16 protein-coding genes are annotated in these 19074 nt (G+C 73.6%); 4 read left to right on the top strand and 12 right to left on the bottom strand.

What is annotated here, in order from left to right; genetic code table 11:
* Positions 1-144 precede the first annotated feature (144 nt).
* Complete coding sequence (locus STTU_RS30730) at positions 145-1659, top strand: alkaline phosphatase family protein (RefSeq protein ID WP_007830135.1); 1515 nt, start codon at positions 145-147, stop codon at positions 1657-1659.
* A 118-nt stretch (positions 1660-1777) separates the two neighbouring features.
* Here STTU_RS30730 and STTU_RS30725 read toward each other — a convergent pair whose 3' ends face one another.
* The 6 genes from STTU_RS30725 to STTU_RS30700 form a co-directional block, all read right to left on the bottom strand.
* A complete protein-coding gene (locus STTU_RS30725; protein WP_234019343.1) occupies positions 1778-2803 on the bottom strand; it encodes an SIS domain-containing protein in 1026 nt (341 codons plus the stop codon).
* Positions 2800-4086 (bottom strand): Gfo/Idh/MocA family protein, encoded by a 1287-nt coding sequence (locus STTU_RS30720; protein ID WP_007830131.1) that lies wholly within the window; start codon positions 4084-4086, stop codon positions 2800-2802. Before STTU_RS30720 ends, STTU_RS30725 begins: the two co-directional genes overlap by 4 nt.
* 62 nt (positions 4087-4148) lie before the next feature.
* Positions 4149-5051, bottom strand: a complete 903-nt coding sequence (locus STTU_RS30715; protein ID WP_007830129.1) for a carbohydrate ABC transporter permease — start codon at positions 5049-5051, stop codon at positions 4149-4151.
* 5 nt (positions 5052-5056) lie between these two features.
* Positions 5057-5944, bottom strand: coding sequence for a carbohydrate ABC transporter permease (locus STTU_RS30710; RefSeq protein ID WP_007830128.1), 888 nt, complete (start codon positions 5942-5944; stop codon positions 5057-5059).
* Positions 5945-6091: 147 nt separating this feature from the next.
* Positions 6092-7477, bottom strand: coding sequence for an extracellular solute-binding protein (locus STTU_RS30705; RefSeq protein WP_234019342.1), 1386 nt, complete (start codon positions 7475-7477; stop codon positions 6092-6094).
* A 98-nt stretch (positions 7478-7575) separates the two neighbouring features.
* Complete coding sequence (locus STTU_RS30700) at positions 7576-8790, bottom strand: ROK family transcriptional regulator (protein ID WP_043256850.1); 1215 nt, start codon at positions 8788-8790, stop codon at positions 7576-7578.
* A 219-nt stretch (positions 8791-9009) separates the two neighbouring features.
* On the opposite strand from STTU_RS30700, the gene STTU_RS30695 reads away from it, so the two are divergent.
* The 3 genes from STTU_RS30695 (at position 9010) to STTU_RS30685 (ending at position 12198) form a co-directional block, all read left to right on the top strand.
* Positions 9010-10110: a Gfo/Idh/MocA family protein gene (locus STTU_RS30695; RefSeq protein WP_043256848.1), complete on the top strand. Its 1101-nt coding sequence runs from the start codon at positions 9010-9012 to the stop codon at positions 10108-10110.
* 115 nt (positions 10111-10225) lie between these two features.
* Positions 10226-11230 carry a Gfo/Idh/MocA family protein gene (locus STTU_RS30690; RefSeq protein WP_007830124.1) on the top strand — a complete coding sequence of 335 codons (1005 nt, stop codon included), beginning with the start codon at positions 10226-10228 and terminating at the stop codon, positions 11228-11230.
* 71 nt (positions 11231-11301) lie between these two features.
* The gene (locus STTU_RS30685) at positions 11302-12198 is read left to right on the top strand and encodes an N-acetylglucosamine kinase (protein ID WP_007830123.1); all 897 of its coding nucleotides are present in this window, start codon (positions 11302-11304) and stop codon (positions 12196-12198) included.
* 46 nt (positions 12199-12244) lie between these two features.
* Here the strand turns inward: STTU_RS30685 and mnhG are convergent, their stop codons facing one another.
* From mnhG to STTU_RS30655, 6 genes are read right to left on the bottom strand one after another with little or no spacing between them, the layout of a single operon-like run.
* The gene (gene mnhG / locus STTU_RS30680; protein WP_009062669.1) at positions 12245-12646 is read right to left on the bottom strand and encodes a monovalent cation/H(+) antiporter subunit G; all 402 of its coding nucleotides are present in this window, start codon (positions 12644-12646) and stop codon (positions 12245-12247) included.
* The gene (locus tag STTU_RS30675; protein ID WP_043256845.1) at positions 12643-12957 is read right to left on the bottom strand and encodes a monovalent cation/H+ antiporter complex subunit F; all 315 of its coding nucleotides are present in this window, start codon (positions 12955-12957) and stop codon (positions 12643-12645) included. The genes mnhG and STTU_RS30675 overlap by 4 nt, the downstream gene beginning before the upstream one ends.
* Positions 12954-13553: a Na+/H+ antiporter subunit E gene (locus STTU_RS30670; protein WP_010265530.1), complete on the bottom strand. Its 600-nt coding sequence runs from the start codon at positions 13551-13553 to the stop codon at positions 12954-12956. The genes STTU_RS30675 and STTU_RS30670 overlap by 4 nt, the downstream gene beginning before the upstream one ends.
* Positions 13550-15166 carry a Na+/H+ antiporter subunit D gene (locus tag STTU_RS30665; RefSeq protein ID WP_043256843.1) on the bottom strand — a complete coding sequence of 539 codons (1617 nt, stop codon included), beginning with the start codon at positions 15164-15166 and terminating at the stop codon, positions 13550-13552. The genes STTU_RS30670 and STTU_RS30665 overlap by 4 nt, the downstream gene beginning before the upstream one ends.
* Complete coding sequence (locus STTU_RS30660) at positions 15163-15987, bottom strand: Na(+)/H(+) antiporter subunit C (RefSeq protein WP_043256841.1); 825 nt, start codon at positions 15985-15987, stop codon at positions 15163-15165. Before STTU_RS30660 ends, STTU_RS30665 begins: the two co-directional genes overlap by 4 nt.
* Positions 15984-18947, bottom strand: coding sequence for a Na+/H+ antiporter subunit A (locus STTU_RS30655; RefSeq protein ID WP_007830117.1), 2964 nt, complete (start codon positions 18945-18947; stop codon positions 15984-15986). Before STTU_RS30655 ends, STTU_RS30660 begins: the two co-directional genes overlap by 4 nt.
* Positions 18948-19074: the final 127 nt, after the last annotated feature.

Here is a 19074-nt window from a genome sequence, read left to right as displayed (position 1 = left end):
AACCGGCCGCTCCGCGCACCCGCACCCGCACCCGCACCCGCACCCGCACCCGCACCCGCACCCGCACCCCACGGAACAGCGCCACCCCGAGGTCACCGCCCCTGCGCGACGACCCGTCGACCCCACGGAAAACGGAGCCCTGTGATGCCCGCAGACAGCACGACCGGCCCCCTCTCCTCCCGCTCCCCCTCGCGCCGCGCCGTCCTCGGCGGCACCGGGGCCGTCCTCCTCGGGGCGGCCCTCCCCCTCTCCCCCGCCCGCGCCGCGGCCCGCACGCCGAAGGTGCTGCTCCTCGGCATCGACGGCGCCCTGCTCGGCCGTACGGCCGCCGCGGGGACCCCGCACCTGGACTCCCTGCGCGCCTCCGGCGTGACCGCGCAGAGCCTCCTCTACAGCGAACCCCTCGCCCCCACGCTCTCCGGGCCGGGCTGGTCCACGATCCTCACCGGCGTGTGGCCCGACAAGCACAAGGTGCGCGACAACACCTTCACCGGCGGGCGGTTCGACCTCTACCCCGACTTCCTGACCCGCGCCGAGCGGTACCGGCCTGCCCTGTCGACGTACGCCGTCGCCTCCTGGAACCCGCTCACCACCACCGTGTTCTCGCCGGAGGTCGACACGCGCGTCTCGACGCCCGAGGCCGAGTACGACACCGGGACGACGCAGCGCGCCGTGGCCGCCCTGCGCGAAGGGAACCACGACGCCGTCTTCGTCCACCTCGACAACGTCGACCACGCCGGGCACTCCTACGGCGCCGCGAGCAGCCAGTACCTGGCGGCGCTCGCGACGGCCGACGCCCAGCTCGGGCAGCTCCTCGGCGCCGTACGCGGCCGGGCCACGTACGCGCAGGAGGACTGGCTCCTCCTCGTGACGACCGATCACGGGCACACCGACCCGGGCGGCCACGGCGGCAACACGCTGCCCGAGCGGCAGACCTTCCTCGTCGCCTCGGGCGGCGGGCTCCCCGCCGGGAGCGTGCGGTACGACGTGCGGATGCCGGACGTCGCGGCGACCGCGCTCGCGCACCTCGGCGTGCCCGTCGACCCGGCGTGGGGGCTCGACGGGCGTCCGCTCGCGCAGAGTTCCGGCGATCCCTTCGACACGCTGCGTCCCGCGCTCGGCACGCGCGTGGACGAGACGGGCATCCCGGCCGGGACACTCGGCTTCACGCACACCGCGCCGAGCGGCTGGAGCGTCGAGAACACCGGCATGAGCGGCGGCGTCACCGAGTGGCGCGGCTGGAGCTTCACGACGGACGAGTTCTGGAGCGCGGCCGAACGCGGGCAGGGCCGCGAGAACAACGTCCGCGCGCGGAACGTCTTCGCGGTCGCGGACGGCGACGAGTGGGCCGACCGCTCGTACACGGGCGGCTTCGACTCGATCCTCGTCAGCCCGGCCTGGGCGGTGTCGGCGGGCAGTGTCCTGCGCTACACGACGTACTACCGGCAGGAGTCGCCCCAGCGCGGCGAGGTGCTGGTGTCGTACGACGGCGCGGCGCCCGTCTCCGTGCGGACGTACACCGCCGACGTGTCCTCGCGCGTCGAGACGATCCCGCTCCAGGTCCCGGCGGGTGCCCGGACCGCGCGGGTGCGGTTCCGGTACACGGCGGGCAACAACTGGTACTGGACGGTGGACGACGTGGCGGTGGTGCGGAGCTGAGGGCGCCGCCCGTCGGCGGCAGGGGCCTGAGGGCGCCGCGCGTCGGCGGCCGGGCGGGAGGGCACGGCTCTCCCGTCCCGCCGCTCCCCAGCCCCGGCCGCCGCCCGCGCGTACGGGCTCACAGCTCCGCGAGCGCCGCGATCTTCGTGTCCTCGCGGGCGAAGGCGACCTTGTCGACCGGCTCGTCCCTGACCTCCGCGACCCGCGCCACGAGTTCCTGCAGCACGCACACCTCGACGAGCGCGCGCTGCGTCGGCGTGAAGCCCTCCGGCAGACGCACCGCGAGCACGCCGGGCGGCGGGGTGACGGAGCGTTCCATGACGGTGAGGACACCGGTCGGCTTCTGCGTGAGCTGCCGCGCGAGCGCCGCCTCGCGCTCCGCGCCGATCACGACGTGGCTCGTCCCGGCCGAGGCGACGTCCATCGGTCCGTGCAGGTACGTCCGCGTCCCGCAGGCCGTCGCCGGGACGAGCGGTCCCTCGCGGAAGAGCAGGGCGACCGCCTCGGCGGTGGTGAGCTGCGGCGCCGAGGCGACGACGTCCAGCGAGCCGCGCGCGAGCGGCCCGGCGGCGAAGTCCGCGAGCGCGCCCGCCGCCCCGCTCAGCGTCTCCTCGACCGCCTCGGCGACGTGCGCCCAGCCGGGGTGCGCGTGCCCGCGCGTGAGCTGGTCGGTGAGCATCCCGAGCGCGGCGTACGTCACGACGAAGCCGACCGTCGAGACCCGGCTGTCGGGGTGGTCCCCCACCGAGTACGTGGTCCCGGCCGCGTCCTTGAGGGGGCTCGTGGCGGCGTTGGTCAGGGCCGCGGTGGGGACTCCGGCGGCACGGAAGCGCGCGACGAGGTCGGTGGTCTCACGGCTCCGGCCGCTCTGCGAGAGCGCGAGGACCATGTCCGGGCCGCCGAGGACGCTCGGCTGGTCGGAGCAGTCGGTGCGCGAGGCGTCGACACCGGCCTCGCGCAGCGCGTACAGCGGCGAGGCGAGCGCGGCGCCGCTCGCGCCGATGCCCGCGAGCAGGACGCGTCGCCAGGCCGGGCGCCACGCGTCGAGCGCGTCGGGGAAGGCCGCGACGACCTCGCGCAGCGCGGGCAGTTCGGCCTCACGGCCCTCGGCGAAGGTGTAGCCGTAGACGGGTGCGGCGCTCACGCGGTCGCCTCCTTCGCGGCGGGCGCGGTGCGCGGGTGCCACGCCTTGCGGGCGACGGCGGGCACGTAGTCGGAGAGGTCCACGGGGAAGTGGACGACGGTGCCGGTCTCGGCCGCGTAGTAGGCGGCCATGAGGAGTTCGGTGACCGCGACCCCGCTGTCGAGCGATTCGGCGGGCTGGCCGCCGTCGGCGAAGACGCGCGTGATGTGGGTGTTCTCGGCGACGTAGCCGTAGGCGGCGGGCTCGTCGGCGATCACGGGCATGAGTCCCTGCTCCGCGTTCTGCTTCTCCAGCAGGTCCTCGCCCTCCTGCTGCTCCAGGTCGCGGGAGAAGAAGACCGTCGCGTCGCCGGAGAGGGAGTTGGCGCTCATCGAGTACTCGGGGCCGAGGAGTTCGAAGGAGAGCCGCATCCCGGCGCCGACGTAGCCCCAGGAGGTCATCGCCTCGACGATGACGGGCTCGCCGTCGCCGTTGACGAAGGTGTACGTCGCGTTCGCGTAGTCCTCGGAGGGAGTCGTGCGGTAGTCCTGCACGCCGGGGTGGGTCTCGGCGAGGCGGGCGGCGTACCGTTCGCGGCCCCAGCGCAGCGAGGCGATGGTGGCGGTCACCGAGACCGGGGTCAGCCACGCGGAGGGGTCGTGTCCTGGCGGCGTGAGCAGGAAGCGGCCGGCTTCGAGGGAGTGGCACATGAGGTCGTTGAGGACGCCGCCGCCCTGCGCCTCGCTGTCCCAGAACCACGCCGAGTGCGGGCCCGAGTGCTCCTCGGTGCAGCGGGCGAGGTAGGGCGTGCCCGAACGGCTCGCGCCGCGCGCCCACATGAGTTCGCGGGTACGGGTCAGGCGGGGCGCGTAGACCTGGTTCTCCAGGTACGCGTGGCGCAGTCCGGCGCCGCGTACGAGGTCCGCGACCTCTCGCGCCTCGGCGAGGTTGCGGCCGAGGGGCTTCTCGACGGCGATGCCGCGAAGGCTCGCGCGTCCGGAGCGCACTTCCTCGCACACGGCGCGGACGACCTCGACGCGGGTGTGGTTCGGGGTGAGGACCCAGACCGCGTCCACGCGCTCGTCCCGTACGAGCGCGGCGATGTCGTCGTAGGCGGTGACTTCCTTGCCGACGCGCAGTTCCTCGGCGTTGGAGGCGAGTTCGCGGGCGCGGTCCAGGGAGCGGGACTGGGTGGCGACGATGTCGGAGCCGCGGATGGACTGCCAGGAGCGGACGTGGAAGTGGGCGATGAAGCCGCTGCCGATGATGCCGATGCCGAGCGGCGCTTCGAGTGGTGCGTTCACGGGTGTGTCCTTGAATCGGTGGTGGTGCGCGTGCCGTCCGTACGGGAGGGGGCGGCGCGGGGTCAGCCCTTGACGCCGGTGAGGGTGATGCCCTCGACGAAAGTGCGCTGGGCGAAGAAGAAGACGAGGACCACGGGGAGGGTGGCGAGCGTCGTGACGGCCATGATCACGCCCCAGTCGGTGCTGTGCGCGCCGTGGAAGGAGGCGAGGCCGTAGGCGATGGTCCAGTGGTCCGGGTTCTCGGAGGTGTAGAGGAGCGGGCCGTAGTAGTCGTTCCAGCACTGGAAGAACATGAAGATCGAGGCCGCCGCGATGCCTGGCTTGGCCATCGGCACCATGACCCGGGTGAGGACGCCCCACTCGCCGTTGCCGTCCATGCGGGCGGCGTCCAGGTACTCGTTCGGGATGGAGAGGAAGAACTGCCGGAGCAGGAAGATCGAGAAGGCGTTGCCGAAGAGGTGCGGGAGGATGAGCGGCCAGAAGGTGCCGACGACGCGGAGCTGGGCCCACATGACGTAGACGGGCACCTGGGTGACCTGCGGGGGCAGGAGCATCGCGATGATGACGGCGAAGAAGAGGATGCTCGCGCCCTTGAAGCGCACCTTGGCGAGCACGTACGCCATGGGCACCGAGGAGACGAGCATGAGGATCGTCGAAACGCCCGCGTAAAGCAGGGAGTTGGCGAACCAGCGGCCGAGCGGCGCGGTGCGGAAGGCGGTCAGGTAGTTCGACCACTGGAAGGGGTGCGGCCACAGGGCGCCGGTGAGCGTCTGGTGCCCGCCCATGAAGGAGGTCAGGACGACGAAGACGACGGGGACGAGGAAGACGGCCGCGAGCGCCACGAGCAGGGCGTGCTCGGCGATCCAGCCGAGGGCGCGCTTGGTGCCGCCCGGCCGGGCGGGCGGGCGTGCCGGGGCGGGGGCGCCGGTGGTGGGGCGGGTGGTGGTCAAGGGCTGGGTGGTCATGGGTCTCAGGCCCCCTTCTGGCGGAAGAGGCCGGCCCGCCGCAGCAGGACCGCCATGACGGCGGCGGCGACGACGAAGAGCACGACGGCCATGGCGGCGGCGTAGCCGAGCTGGAAGCTGCTGAAGCCCTGGACGTACATCCACTGGGTGAAGGTCAGCAGTGAGTCGTTGGGGTAGCCGAGGAGCTGGTCGGCGCCCGCGTCGATGCCGGTCTTGCCGTTGGCGACGCTGGAGGCGACGGCGGCCTCGGTGAAGTACTGGAGGGCCGCGATGACACCGGTGACGGCGGAGAAGAGCACGACCGGCGAGATGTTCGGCAGGGTGACGTAGCGGAACTTGTTCCCGGGGCCCGCGCCGTCGAGTTCGGCGGCCTCGTACTGGTCCTTGGGGACGTCGAGGAGGGCGGCGAGGAAGATCACCATGATGTCACCCATCATCCAGACGCCCAGCAGGAGCAGGGACGGCTTGGAGAGGGCGGGGTCGTTGAACCAGAGCGGCCCTTTGACGCCGAAGGTGCGCAGCAGCGCGTTGACCGGCCCGGCGCCGGGGTTGAAGAGGAAGACGAAGCCGACGACGGAGGCGACGGGCGGCACGAGCGCGGGGATGTAGAAGAGCGTGCGCCAGAACCCGGAGGCGCGCTTGCGGCGGGTGAGCAGGAGCGCGATCCCGAGCGAGCAGGCCATCCGCACGGGGACGAGGATCACCACGAACCAGAGCGTGTTGAGGGCGGCCTTGCCGACGCGGGGGTCCTGTGTGAAGAGGTACTCGTAGTTGCGCAGGCCGATCCACTTCGGGGGGCTCGCGAGGTCGTAGTTGGTGAAGGAGTAGAAGACGTTGGCGCACAGCGGGTAGAGGAAGAACACCACCAGGCCGATGAGGGCCGGGCCCGTCATGGACCAGAAGGTGAGGCGGGCGCGCAGGGTGCGGCGGCGCCGCGAGGTCCGGTGGGCCGCGTCGGGGGCGGGCGCGGTGCGCGCTCTGCCGAGGCGGCCGGCGCGGCCGGGGGGCCGGTTCAGGGGTATCGGGGAATCACTCATGGGTCACTTCGCTCGTCGCAGGCCGAGTGCGTTGTCGATGTCCTTGTCGACCTTCCGGAGGCCGGGGGCGAGTCCCGTTCCCGGGCCCTGCTGGTAGCCGGTCCAGAAGTCGTCGACGGTCGCGGTGAGGGTGGAGCCGATCTCGGTGACCGGGCTCGTGTCGCTCGCGGGGTCCGCCGAGGCGTCGATGAAGGTGCGGTAGGGGGCGGGCGCGTCCAGGCCGGGGGACTCGGCGGCGCTCTTGAGGGTCGGGATGTTCTTGATGCCGTTGGCGAGTTTCACGGCGGCGGCGGTGTCGGTGGTGAGGTACTTGACGAGCGTCCAGGCGGCCTCCTTGCGGGGGGAGCGCTTGTTGACGCCGATGTCGGCCGCCGAGACGAAGCCGCCGCCGTAGTGCTGGCCGCTCCCGGCCAGTACGGGGAAGGGCGCGGTGCCGTAGCGCAGCTTCTTCGCCTGTTCGGCGATGAAGGCGACGCGCCACTCGCCGTCGAGCGTCATGGCGATGCGGCCGGTCTGGAAGGCGTTGTCGGCCGACCACTCGTCGCCGAGTCCCGCGGTGAAGGTCTTGAGCTTGTTGTAGCCGATCTTCCGTACGAACTTCTGCTGCCAGGCGATGAGTTGCCGCCACTCGGGGGTGGAGCCCACCGAGGCGTCGCCGTCCTTCATCCACCGGACGCCCGCGGCGTGCCCGAGGGTCGCGGCGGTGTTCTGCTGGAAGCCGACCAGGGGGTTGAAGCCGAGGGTCCTGATCGAGCCGTCCGCCTTGTAGGTGGTCAGCTTGAGCGCCATCCTCTCCAGTTCCTGGAGGGTGCGGGGCGGAGTGGTGTACCCGGCCCGCGCGAGGAGGTCCTTGTTGAAGTAGAGGCCGTACACGTCGGAGGTGGTGGGCAGGGAGCAGCGGCGGCCGTCGAAGGCGGTGGCCTCGGCGAAGATGCCCTGGAAGTCGTGGGCGGAGACGCCGTCGCGCCGCATCCAGGGCGCGAGGTCCTCCATCGTCTTGCAGGCGGTGCCGAGGGTGGTGTTGACGTTGGTGATCATGGCGTCCACGTCGCCGCCGGAGGAGACGACCTGGGTGATCTTGGTGTCCTGCTGGCCGCTGTGGACGGTGACGCGCACGTCCGGGTACTTCTTCTCGAAGTCGTCCACGGCCGACTGGACGACGGCCGCCTCGCGGCCCGTGTAGTGGTGCCAGAGCTGGACGGAACCGGAGGGGTGGGCGGGGGCCCTCGCGGGTACGGGGCCGTCGGTGCCGGCGGCGCAGCCGGTGAGCAGCAGCGCGGCGGCGAGGAGCGCGGCGCCGGTGCGGCGGTGCCCGGGGCGCGGGCCCGCGGCGGCCGGGGGCCGCGCGGGGCGGGGGCGGGACAGGGGGTGGCGAAAGGCCGGGTGCATCGCGGTGCCTTCCTGCTGAACGAGGTGCTGGGTGTCGCCGGGCGTGCTCCTGGGAGGGGGGTGAGGCGGTGGGGGGGGTGTGCGGGGGCGGGGTGGGGTCAGTCGATGTCGCGGAGGCGTTCGGCGAGGACGCGCGCGTGGTCGGCGGCCGGGAGGGAGCCGGTGGCGCGGGCGAGGAGGGCCTCGCGCAGCCGGGTGCCGAGGGCGGTGCGCGCCCCGTCGAGGACGGCGTCCCCGGCGACGGCGCTGAGCCGTACGTCGGGGTCCCAGCGGGTGTGCTCGCGCAGGTGGCGGGTGGTCAGCTCGACGAGCCGCTCCCCTCCCGCGCGCCCGACGGGCCCGCCGAGGACGACGACCTCCGGGTCCACGACCCCGAGGACCGGGATCACGCTCTGCGCGAGGCGGGGCGCGTAGACCTCGCAGACCCGCTCGGGCAGCGTCTCCCCCGCGAGGACGCGGGCGAAGCCGTCCTCGGCCCAGCCGGTCTCCCGGCCGATGCGGTCGAGGGCGCGCGCGCCGAGGAAGCCTTCGAGGTCGCGGGCCCCGTCGTCGGCCCCGGGGACGCCGTGCGGGACCGGCAGGTTGCCGATCTCACCGGCGCCGCCGGAGGCGCCGCGCAGGACGGTGCCCGCGACGTCCACGGCGAGACCGATGCCGTAGCCGACCCACAGGAGGGCGAAGGTGCCCGCCGGTGAGTACGGGCCCGTGGCGCGCTCGGCGATCGCCGCGAGGTTCACGTCGTTGTCGACCTCGACCTCGCAGCCGAGGGCGCCTTCGAGCTGCCTGCGGATGCTCTTGCGGGACCACCCGGGCAGGGCGGCCACCGAGCTGAGTTCGTCGTGGCGCGGGTCGACGCTGCTGGGGACGCCGACGCGGATGTGGCGGATCGCGGTGAGGTCCACGTCCGCCGCCTCGCAGGCGTCGAGCACGGCCCACGCCACGTCGCGCGCGGCGCCCCGGTGGGCGGGCATCCCGGCCGCCGCCTTGTGGGCGACGGGGTGCCGGGTGCCGGCGAGGTCCACGACGGTGGAGCGCACGCCTTCCTGGTCCACGTTGATGGCGACCCCGTAGGCGAGGTCGTTGCGCACGCCGTACAGCGCGGCGCGGGGCCCGCGGCCGATCGACTCCTCGCCGACGACCTCGATGAGTCCCTTGTCCTCCAGCCGCGCGATCATCTGCGTGGCCGTGGGCCGGGAGAGCCCGCTGCGTTCGCCGACCCCGTTGCGGCTGAGGGGGCCGTGGTCGAGGAGCAGCCGAAGAGCGGTGGCGGCGTTCTGGTCGCCCAGCCACGACGGTGTTCCTCTGACGGCCATTGCCACCGTTTCCTTTCCAGGGGGTTTCCGGTGCGAGGAACGTACCAGAAACTTTCTTAAGAGAAATCCCCCGGCGCAGACGTGACATGTTCGTTACTAAAAGACGGCCAAAAACCGCTTTTGCGGACGTACTTCACCGTTCTCACGCCACCCCTGGCGCTCGCCGGTCCGGTCGACCTAGCATCTCGCAAGAAAGTTTCGAGTTACGGAGGTGGCTTCATGGCCGATGTGCTGCGCGTGGGAGTCCTCGGCAGCGGCGGAATCGCCGTCGCGCCCTACGGCGTCCTGCCGAACGTGGGCGCGTACGGGGGCCGGATCGAGGTGACCGCGCTCGCCGACGTGGACCACGTACGGGCCCGCGCGACCGCCGACCGCTTCGGGATACCCGGCGCCTACGGCTCCCTGGAGGCGATGCTCGCCGAGGCGGAGCTCGACGCCGTCGTCAACCTCACCCCGATCCCGGCCCACGCGGCGACCTCGCGCACGATCCTCGAAGCCGGCAAGCACCTCGCCGTAGAGAAGCCGCTCGCCTCGACGGTCGCGGAGGCGGACGCGCTCATCGCACTGGCCGCCGCGCGCGGCCTCAGCATCGTCGTCGCCCCGCCCGACCTCCTCTACGAGCCGTACGAGCGGGCCGGGGAGCTGCTGCGCGCCGGGACGATCGGCAAGGTGGCCTTCGCCCGCGTGCGCAGCTCGCACGCGGGGCCCGGGGGCGGCCCGGCGGGCTGGCCCTCGGACCCGAGCTGGTTCTACCGCGAGGGCTCCGGGCCGCTCCTGGACATGGGCGTCTACGGCATCCACGAGATCACCGGGCTCCTCGGCCCCGCCCGCCGCGTGGTCGCCTTCGCCGGGGTCACCGAGCCGACGAGGACGGTGCGGGGCGGGCCCTTCGAGGGCCTGGAGATGCCGGTCACGGCCCCCGACAACTGCCTCTTCATGCTGGACTTCGGCGATTCCACGTACGCGGTCGTGGACGGCACCTTCAACGTGCACGCCTCGCGCGCCCCGAAGGTGGAGGTCTTCGGCCGGAAGGGCGTCGTGAGCCTCTTCCGCCCCGACGGACCGGATCTGGAGCTGTACCGGACGGACATCGCGCCCGGCGTGGACGGCTGGGTCGAGCCGACGCAGCCGCTCGCCACCAACACCCGCCGGGGCCGCTACGGGCGCGCCCTCCTCGTCGGCCACCTCGCCGACATCATCCTCGACGGCGCGAAGCCGGTCCTGAGCGCCGAGCACGCCCGCCACGCGCTGGAGATCATGATCGCCGTCGAGACCTCGGCGCGGGAGCGGCGCTTCGTGGAGCTGACGACGAGCTTCTGAGCACCGTCCCCTTTCCGCCTCGCCTCTCCCCAGAACCCCGTACTCCCCCTTCCCCGCCCGCCGTTGGGCCTTTCCTGCCCGCCGCCGGGCCTTCCCCGATCCGAGGAGCACTCCCGTGCCCGAAGAAGCCCCCGCTCCGCTGCGCATCGCCGTCATCGGCTTCGACCACTGGTACGCGGCGATCCCCTTCGCCCGCCGCGTCGCCGCCGACCCCGCGGCGCGCCTCGTCGCCCTCGTGGACCGCGACCCCGCCCGTACCGCCCACGTCGCACACCTGACGGGGTGTACCCGTACCTCCACGGACCCCGCCACCGTCCTCTCCGATCCGGAGGTGGACGCCATCGCGTGCTTCACGAGCGTCGACCAGAACCCGGAGCTGTGCGTCGCCGCGGCGCGCGCGGGCAAGCACATCGTCTCCGTCAAACCGCTCGCCCTGACGCTCGCCGACGCGGACCGCGTCGTCGCCGAGGTCGAGCGGGCCGGGATCGTCTTCGTGCCGAGCGAGTCGCGCCACACCTCGCCGCTCGCCCTGCGCCTGCGGGAACTGCTCGACTCGGGGCGGCTCGGCGAACCGCGCGCGGGCACCTTCGCGATGGACAGCGGGCTGCCCTCGGCCTGGCCCGGCTCGACGGAGGGGCCGGGCTGGTGGGCCGATCCGGCGCGTACCGCAGGGGGCGCGTGGATCGACCACGCGGTCTACCAGATCGACCGCGTCCAGGCCCTCTTCCGCTCCCCCGTCGCCCACGTCACGGGCACGGTGGGGAACCTCGTCCACCCGGGGCTGCCGGTCGAGGACTACGGACACGCGGTGTTCACGCTGGAGAGCGGCGCGGTCGTGACGGTCGAGGACACCTGGATCGCCCCGCCGGGCACCTCGTCCACGCGGGCCCTCGTCGTCGGCTCGGAGGGCGCCGTCCAGTACTCCACCGCGACGGGCACGCTCGGTTTCGCGCCGAAGGGCGGCGAGTGGGCCTTCTCGCGGCTGCCGGACGACACCTTCGACACGCTCGACGTGCTCCTCGCCGCCGTCCGCGAGGGAACGGCCCCGCGCTCCACCGTCCGCACGGCCCGGCAGACCCTCGCCACGTGTCTCGCCTTCTACGCCGCCGTCCGCGGCTGACAAGCGCCCGCCGGACCAGCGGCGGACGCGGGGCTCACGACCACCAACGCGCGAAGAAGCACCGGGAAGACGTGGAAACTGACTACATCGTGGGTGTGGACGCGGGCGGGACCAGGACCCGCCTCAGGTTCGCCACGCCCCAGGGACGTACCCTCTCCGACCACCGGCGGCCCGCCGGCGAGTGGACCGCACTCGACGCCGGGGGCAAGGCCGCCCAGCTCGCCGCCGGGCTGCGCGCGGTGACCGGGCGTCCGCCGCTCGCCGTCGCCGTGGGCGCCCACGGCTGCGACTCGGACGAGGAGTGCGGCGCGCTGCGCGAGGCCGTCGCGGAGCGGACCGGCGTCGCGGTGACCGTCGTCAACGACGCCTTTCTCCTGGAGGCGGCCGTCCCGGGCGAGGGCCCGGCGGCCGGGCTCGTCGTCGGGACCGGTTCCATCGCGGTGGGACGCCGCCCGGACGGCACCTCGCTGTACGCGGGGGGCTGGGGCTGGCTGCTCGGCGACCCGGGCTCGGCGTGGGGCACGGTCCGCGAGGCGGTGCGGCTGCTGACCCGCGCCGACGACCGCGCGGGCCGCCCGGACGATCCGCTGCTCCCGCTCCTGCTCGCGCACTCGGGCGGCGCGGCTTTGCGGGACGTGGTGGACGCCATGCAGCGGCTCCCCGCGCACGAGTGGGCCGGGTGGGCGCCGACCGTCTTCGACGCCGCCGACGCCGGTTCGCCCGCCGCGCGCGCCGCACTCGCGCACGGCGCCGACGCGCTCGTGACCCTCGTCGAGGAGTTGCGGGGGCGGGGCGCGGCGCTCTCCCGGGTCATCGGCGGGGGCACGGTGCTCGCCTCGCGGCCCCGCCTCGCCCGACGCCTCGCCGCGGGCCTGCGGGCACGCCTCGACCTGCCCCTCACGGTCTACCCGGGCGAGCCGGTGGCGGGCGCGGTCCGCCTCGCCCGCGAGCTCGCGGCGGCGGGGTGAGCACCGACCGGCGTGGGGAGGACGCGGGCGACCGCCGAGGCGCTGCCTACGGCCTCGGCGCGTCCCCCTCCGCCCCCGGGGCCCCGCCCCCGTCCTCGTCCTCCGGGCTCAGCTGCGGGTCGAGGTCGTCGCGGACGAGGTCGTGGACGACGAGCTGACGGGTGCGGTAGGCGGAGCGGGCGACGAGGTGGGACGCGACGGGGGCGGTGAGGAACTGGAAGAAGACGACGAGCGCGAGCGTGCCGTTGTCGATGCCGTTGCGCAGCCGCAGCGCCACACCGGCGACGATCAGCAACAGGCCGAGGGTCTGGGGCTTGGTCGCGGAGTGGCTGCGCGCGAGGACGTCGGGCAGCAGGAGCATCCCGAGGACGCCGAGGAAGCACTGGAGGCAGCCGAGGAGGAGGAGCACGGCCCCGGCGAGGTCGGCGGTGCGGGCCCAGGCGCTCATCGGCGGTCTCCCTTGGGGGGTGCGGGTCGCGGGCGGTCGCGTACGGCGATGAAGCGGGCGATGCCGACCGACCCCGTGAAGCCGAGGAAGGCGAGGACGAGCATCACCGGGATGTAGAAGGGGTCGCGGTCCCACGCCGCCTTGACGCCGATGCCCGCGGTGATGAGCGCGGCGACGACGTCGAGCGCGACGGCGCGGTCGAGCATCGAGGGGCCGCGCCAGATCCGTACGAGCAGCAGCGCGCCCGCGAGCGCGACCATGGCCCCCGCGGCGAGGATCAGGTCCCTTTCCAGGGTGTCGAGCGCGCTCACGCTTCCTCCTCGGGGGGCGGGGCCGCGACGAGGCGGACGTCCTCGGCCGTGCCGAAGGCGCGCGCGGTGAGCCGTTCGGTGTGCCACACGGAGCGGCGGGCGCGGTCGATCTGCTGCGGGTCGTCGGCGTCGAGCACGTGCAGGAAGAGCGTCGCCGTCGCCTGCCGGACCTCGATGACGGAGCCGCCGGGGACCGCCGAGACGGCGAGGGCCGTCGCGGTGAGCATGAGGTCGCTGCGGCAGCGCAGCGGCACGGCGACGACGGCCGCGGGGTACGGGCCCGGGGTGAGGATCATGCGGGTGACCCGGACGCTGGAGACGGCCATGTCCCACAGCAGGTAGAGCACGAGGTGGACGATGCCCAGCGGGCGCAGCCGCAGCCCGAGGTCGACGGCGGGCAGCGGGAAGAGGAGGCACACGGCGACGCCGACGAGGACGCCGTTGACGAGGTTGGCCCAGGAGAGCGTGCCCCACAGCAGCACCCAGATGACGGTGAGCCAGGCGATGAGCGGCAGGTCGAGGACCCGCCTGCTCGTACCACCGCCGAGGGTCCAGCTGTAGGGGGAGCGTCTGTTGCCCCGGAAGAGGATGCTCAACGGTGCAGCACCGCCTCGATGTAGGGGGTACGGGCGAGGAGTTCACCGGCCGCGCGGTCGGTGAAGGAGGTGAGCGGGCCGCCGAGGACCGTGTACGAGAGGCCGAGCGCGACGGCGGCGGCCGTGGCGAGGGTCATCGTGAGCGGCAGCCTGCTGGTGGTCTTGGTGACGGCGCGTCCCGAGAGGGTCGCGGGCGCCGCCCGCCCCGCGGGTTCGGGGCGGGTCGTCTCGTCGTCTCCCTCGTCGTCGTTCTCGCTCTCCTCCAGGACCGCGCCCTCGGCGAGCTGTCCGGGCGGGGCCGCGCGCCAGAACGCGAGGTTCCACACCTTCGCCATGACGTAGAGCGTGAGCAGGCTCGTGAGGACGGACGCGCCCACGAGCGTCCACGCCCATCCGCCGCCCTGCTGGGCGCCCGCGCGCAGCAGTTCGAGCTTGCCGAGGAAGCCGGAGAGCGGTGGGATGCCGCCGAGGTTCAGCGCGGGCACGAAGAAGAGCACGGCGAGGAGCGGGGCGCTGCGGGCGAGCCCTCCGAGCCGGGTCAGTTCGGTGGTGCCTCCGCGCCTCTCGATGAGCCCGGCGACGAGGAACAGCGTGGTCACGACGGTGATGTGGTGCACGACGTAGACGATCGCGCCGCCGAGCCCCGCGCGGGTCGCGAGGCCGATCCCGAAGACCATGTAGCCGATGTGGCTGATGAGCGTGAAGGACAGGACGCGTTTGAGGTCGGTCTGCGCGACGGCGCCGAGGACGCCGACGACCATCGAGGCGAGCGCGGCGAGCAGCAGGAGGTCGCCGAGGCGGTGCCCGGGGAAGAGCAGCGTCTGGGTGCGCAGCATCGAGTAGACGCCGACCTTGGTGAGGAGCCCGGCGAAGACCGCGGTGACGGGCGCGGGCGTCGTCGGGTACGAGTCGGGCAGCCACGCGGAGAGCGGGAAGACGGCGGCCTTGATCGAGAAGACCGTCAGGAGCATCGCCTCCAGGAGAGTGCGCGCGCCGAGCGGGATGTCCTGGAGGCGGACGGCGAGCTGCCCGAAGTTGACGGTGCCGCAGGCCGCGTACGTCATGGCGATCGCGACGAGGAAGAGCATCGAGGAGAAGAGCGAGATGATCACGTACGTGGCGCCCGCGCGCACGCGGGGCTCGGTGCCGCCGATCGTGAGCAGGACGTAGCTCGCGACGAGCATGATCTCGAAGCCGACGTAGAGGTTGACGAGGTCACCGGCGAGGAAGGTGCAGGAGACCCCGGCGACGAGGACGAGGTAGGCGGGGTGGAAGACGCCGAGCGGGCTCTCGTCGTCGCGGTCGGCCATGCCCTGCCCGAGCGAGTAGAGCAGGACGAGGAGGGTCACCGCCGAGGAGACGGTGAGCATGAGCCCGGCGAGCCGGTCGGCGACGAGCGTGACGCCGAGCGGCGGGGCGAAGTCGCCGAGGTGCACGACGAGCGGCCCGGTGCGGTCGGCCTCGACCATGAGGATGACCGAGAGCACGAGCACGGCGGTGAGCACGACGACGCTGATGAGCCGCTGGAAGCGGTGCAGGCGCGCCCCGATGGCGAGCTTGAGCCCCGTGACGAGGAGCGGGAGGACGACGGGGAGCGGGACGAGGGAGTTCACCGGGGCTCTTCGCCTTCCTGTCCTGGGTCGTTGGCGGGACCGGGGTCCTCGGTGGCGGAGGGACCTTCGGCGGCGGGGGGCCGTTCGGTGGCGGAGGGGCCATCGGTGGTACGGGGATCCCGGGCGGTGCCGGTGTCTTCGGCGGTACGGGGCCGGGTGCGGCCTTCCGCGCCGGGGCGTTCGGCATCCGTACCGCCGTCCCCAGGACCCGTACCGCCGCTGTCCCCCGGGTCCGCCTGGTCCTCCGGGTCCGCGTAGTCCTCCGGGTCCGCGCCGAGGATGTCGTTCCACAGGTCGCCCGAGGCGTCGCGGGCGCGGGCCTGGTAGGCGCGGTCGGCGCGCAGGCGGGCGCGGAGTTCCTTGCGCTCGGCGCGGTAGCGGGCGCGGGCGCGCGGGGAGTGGCCGCGCGTGGCGCGGATCTCGCGGTAGCGGGCGCGCAGGGCGCTGCGTTCGTCGAGGACCTCGGCGCGCAGGGCGACGAGACGGTCCTCGGTGTCGTCGCGCACTTCGTCGGAGCCCGTGACCTGGTGGGTGCGGTAGGCGAGGGCGAGGAGGAAGGCGGTGGTGGCGAGGGCGATGACGATGGCGGTGAGGGCGACGGCCTGCGGGAGCGGGTCGGTGACGCGGTTGCGGATGATGCGCGGGTAGAGGAGCGGGGGCTCGGCGGCCGAGCCGGTGGAGGCGAGGACGAGGAGGTTGGCGCCGTTGCCGAGGACGACGGTGCCGAGCAGGATGCGGGTCAGGGAGCGGGTGAGGACGAGGGCGCCGCCGACGGCGCAGAGCACGACGGCGGAGACGAGCACCGCGAGGCTCAGGGTCACCGGGCACCCCTCCCCTGCCGGGCCGCGCGCAGCGCCGCGGCGCGCTCGATCTGCCGGTCGATCTTGGCGCCGAGGGCGCGGACGAGGTCGAGGACGACGCCGAGGACGAGGAGGTAGACGCCGCAGTCGAAGAGGACGGCGGTGGAGAGATGGACCTTGCCGAAGACGGCCCAGTCGCCGTGCCAGGTCCAGCCGTGGAGCACCGTCCCGTCGGCGAGTCCGCCGAGCGCGACGCCGGTGGACACGAACAGGCCGAGGCCGGTGAGGAGTCCGGGCCCGAAGGGCGCTGCCGCCGCGAGTTCGAAGCGGCCCCCGGCGAGGTAGCGGGTGATGAAGGCGACCCCGGCGACGAGTCCCGCGACGAAGCCGCCGCCCGGCATGTTCTCGGCGCAGAAGAGCAGGTAGACCGAGAGCACGAGGATCGGGTGGTAGACGAGCCGGGCGACGACTTCGAAGATGACGGAGCGGTGTTCGGGCGCGAGGGTCTTGCCGGCCGCGAGCCAGGTGCGCTCGGGAGCGGTCTCATCGCCCTCGGGGAGCCCGGCCAGGTCGCGGTGCGGGAGGGTCCAGGCGGTCCAGCGGGTCGCCCCGGAGGGGCGCCGCTCGCCGGGGCTCGCGCCTGTCGTGTGGACGGGGGAAGGGGGCTCCCCCGGGGGTCTGGCGGGGAGCGGTTCGTCGCTCTCGGTGCGGCGGTGCAGGTAGATGAGGCTCGTGACGCCGATGGCCGCGGCGGCGAGGACGGCGGACTCGCCCATCGTGTCCCAGGCGCGCAGGTCGACGAGGATCGTCGCGACGACGTCCTTGAGGCCGTGGTGCGCGGTCTCCTCGACCATCGCGCTCCCGGCGGGCGAGGCCGAGCGCACCCCGGCCATGATCCACACGACGCAGCCGATGGCCGCCGCGCCGAGGAGCGCGACGGGGGCGCGGATGACGCGGCGCCAGCGCGTGTAGTTCTCCTCGAAGTGGACGGGCATCCGGCGCAGGACGAGGACGAACACGACCATCGAGACGGTCTCGACGCAGAACTGGGTGAGCGCCAGGTCGGGGGCGCCCTGGACGACGAAGAGCAGCCCGGTCCCGTACCCGCTGAGCCCGACGAGCACGACGGCCTTCATGCGCCGCCGCACTCCGAGGCACAACAGCGCCACGACGCAGGTCAGGACGGCGACCGCGGCCTGCGCCGGGGTGTCCCACAGGCGGGGCGCGGGCGCCCCGCTCCAGGGCTCGTCGACGGCGAGGACGGCGATCTGCCCGGCGAGGACGACGGCGAGGACCGTCGCGATGTACGCGGAGAGCGAGCCGCGCTGCACGAAGCCCGTGCACTGGAGCGCGAGGCGTTCGAGGGCGAGGAGGCAGCGCCCGAAGACGAGGTCGGCGGAGCGCCACGCGAGAGCGCGCCCGAGCAGGTCGACGCGGTCGCGGAGGAGGAAGAGCCCGGTGCCCGCCGCCCACGCGGCGGCGGAGAGCGCGAGCGCGGTGCCGACGCCGTGCCACAGCGCGAGGTGGTAGGGGTGCGCGGGCCTCGTGAAGGCGTCGGCGTACGTGGCGAAGAGGTCCTCGGTGCCCTGGACGGCGGGGCCGAGGAAGAGGCAGGAGGCGGCGAGGACGGCGGGCGCGAGGAGGAAGCCGGGCGCGACGGCGTGCGGCGCGGTGTCGGGCACGCCGGGCTTGCGCGCGAAGGCGCCCCACAGGAAGCGCAGGGTGTAGCCGGTGGTGAGGGCCGAGCCGAGGACGCACCCGGCGAGGGCCCAGCGGTCTGCGGCGTCGCCGTTCAGGAGCGCCTGGAACGCGGCCTCCTTGGCGGCGAAGCCGAGGAGTGGGGGCACCGCGGCCATGGAGAGCCCGGCGACGACGGCGATCGCGGCGAGGACGGGCAGGCGGCGGCCGAGCCCGGAGAGGGAGCGCAGGTCCCGCGTGCCCGTCGCGTGGTCGACGATGCCGGTGACGAGGAACAGCGGGGCCTTGAACAGGGCGTGCGCGAGGATCATCACCCCGGCGGCGAGCCCGGTGTCGTAGGCGCCCGCCCCGGCGAGGACGGTGAGGAAGCCGAGCTGGCTGACGGTGCCGTAGGCGAGGACGAGTTTCAGGTCGTGCAGGCGCAGGGCGCGCCAGCCGCCGAGGAGCATCGTCACGGTGCCGAGGACGAGCAGGAGCGGGCGCCAGGGCTCGATGTGGGCGAAGCCGGGGGCGAGCCGGGCGACGAGGTAGACGCCGCCCTTGACCATCGCGGCGGCGTGCAGGTAGGCGCTGACGGGTGTGGGCGCGGCCATCGCGTTGGGCAGCCACAGGCTGAAGGGCCAGATCGCCGATTTCGACAGGGCGCCGCACAGGATCAGGACGAGGGCTGTCGCGACGGTGCCGGAGGCGGGCGGCGGGTGCGCGACGAGCGCGGAGATCCGGTACGTGCCGGTGACGGTGCCGAGGATGACGAAGCCGACGAGCATCGCGAGCCCGCCGCAGGTCGTGACGGTGAGCGCCTGGAGCGCGGAGCGCCGGTTCTGCTTCACCGTGCTGCCGTGCCCGATGAGCAGGAAGGAGAAGACGGTGGTCAGTTCCCAGAAGATGTAGAGCAGGATCAGGTCGTCCGCGAGGACGAGGCCGAGCATCGACCCGGCGAAGGCGAGCAGGGAGCCGCCGAAGCGGCCGAGCTGCGGGCTCGTGTCCTCGAAGTAGTGGACGCAGTAGAGCAGGACGAGGGCCCCGACGCCGCCCGCGAGGAGCACCATCAACTCGCCGAGCGCGTCGAGCCGCAGCGCGTAGTCCACGTCGTACGCGGGCAGCCACCGCCACACCGTGACGGTCTCCCGCCCGTGCGAGACGTCCGCCCAGGAGGCGAGGCCCCAGCACGCGGCGGCGGCCGGGGGCAGCGCGAGCACGGCGAAGGCCCGTCGCCCGAGCCACCGCACGAGGGCGGGGGCGCACGCGGCGAGCGCGAAGTGGGCGAGGAGCAGCGCGGTCATGCGGCGGTGCGGGAGCGCGGCGAGGGACAGAACACCTGACAGTGATATATCGGGCGCACCTTCGGGGTCCGTCCGGCACGCCGCGCGAAAGAAGCCCCTGCGGCGATCGAGGATGCGGAAACGGGCA

The sequence above is a fragment of the Streptomyces sp. Tu6071 genome, from assembly GCF_000213055.1.
Lineage (GTDB): Bacteria > Actinomycetota > Actinomycetes > Streptomycetales > Streptomycetaceae > Streptomyces > Streptomyces evansiae.
The sequence above is the reverse complement of the archived record's forward strand: the minus strand, read 5'-3'. Positions and strand labels throughout refer to the sequence as shown.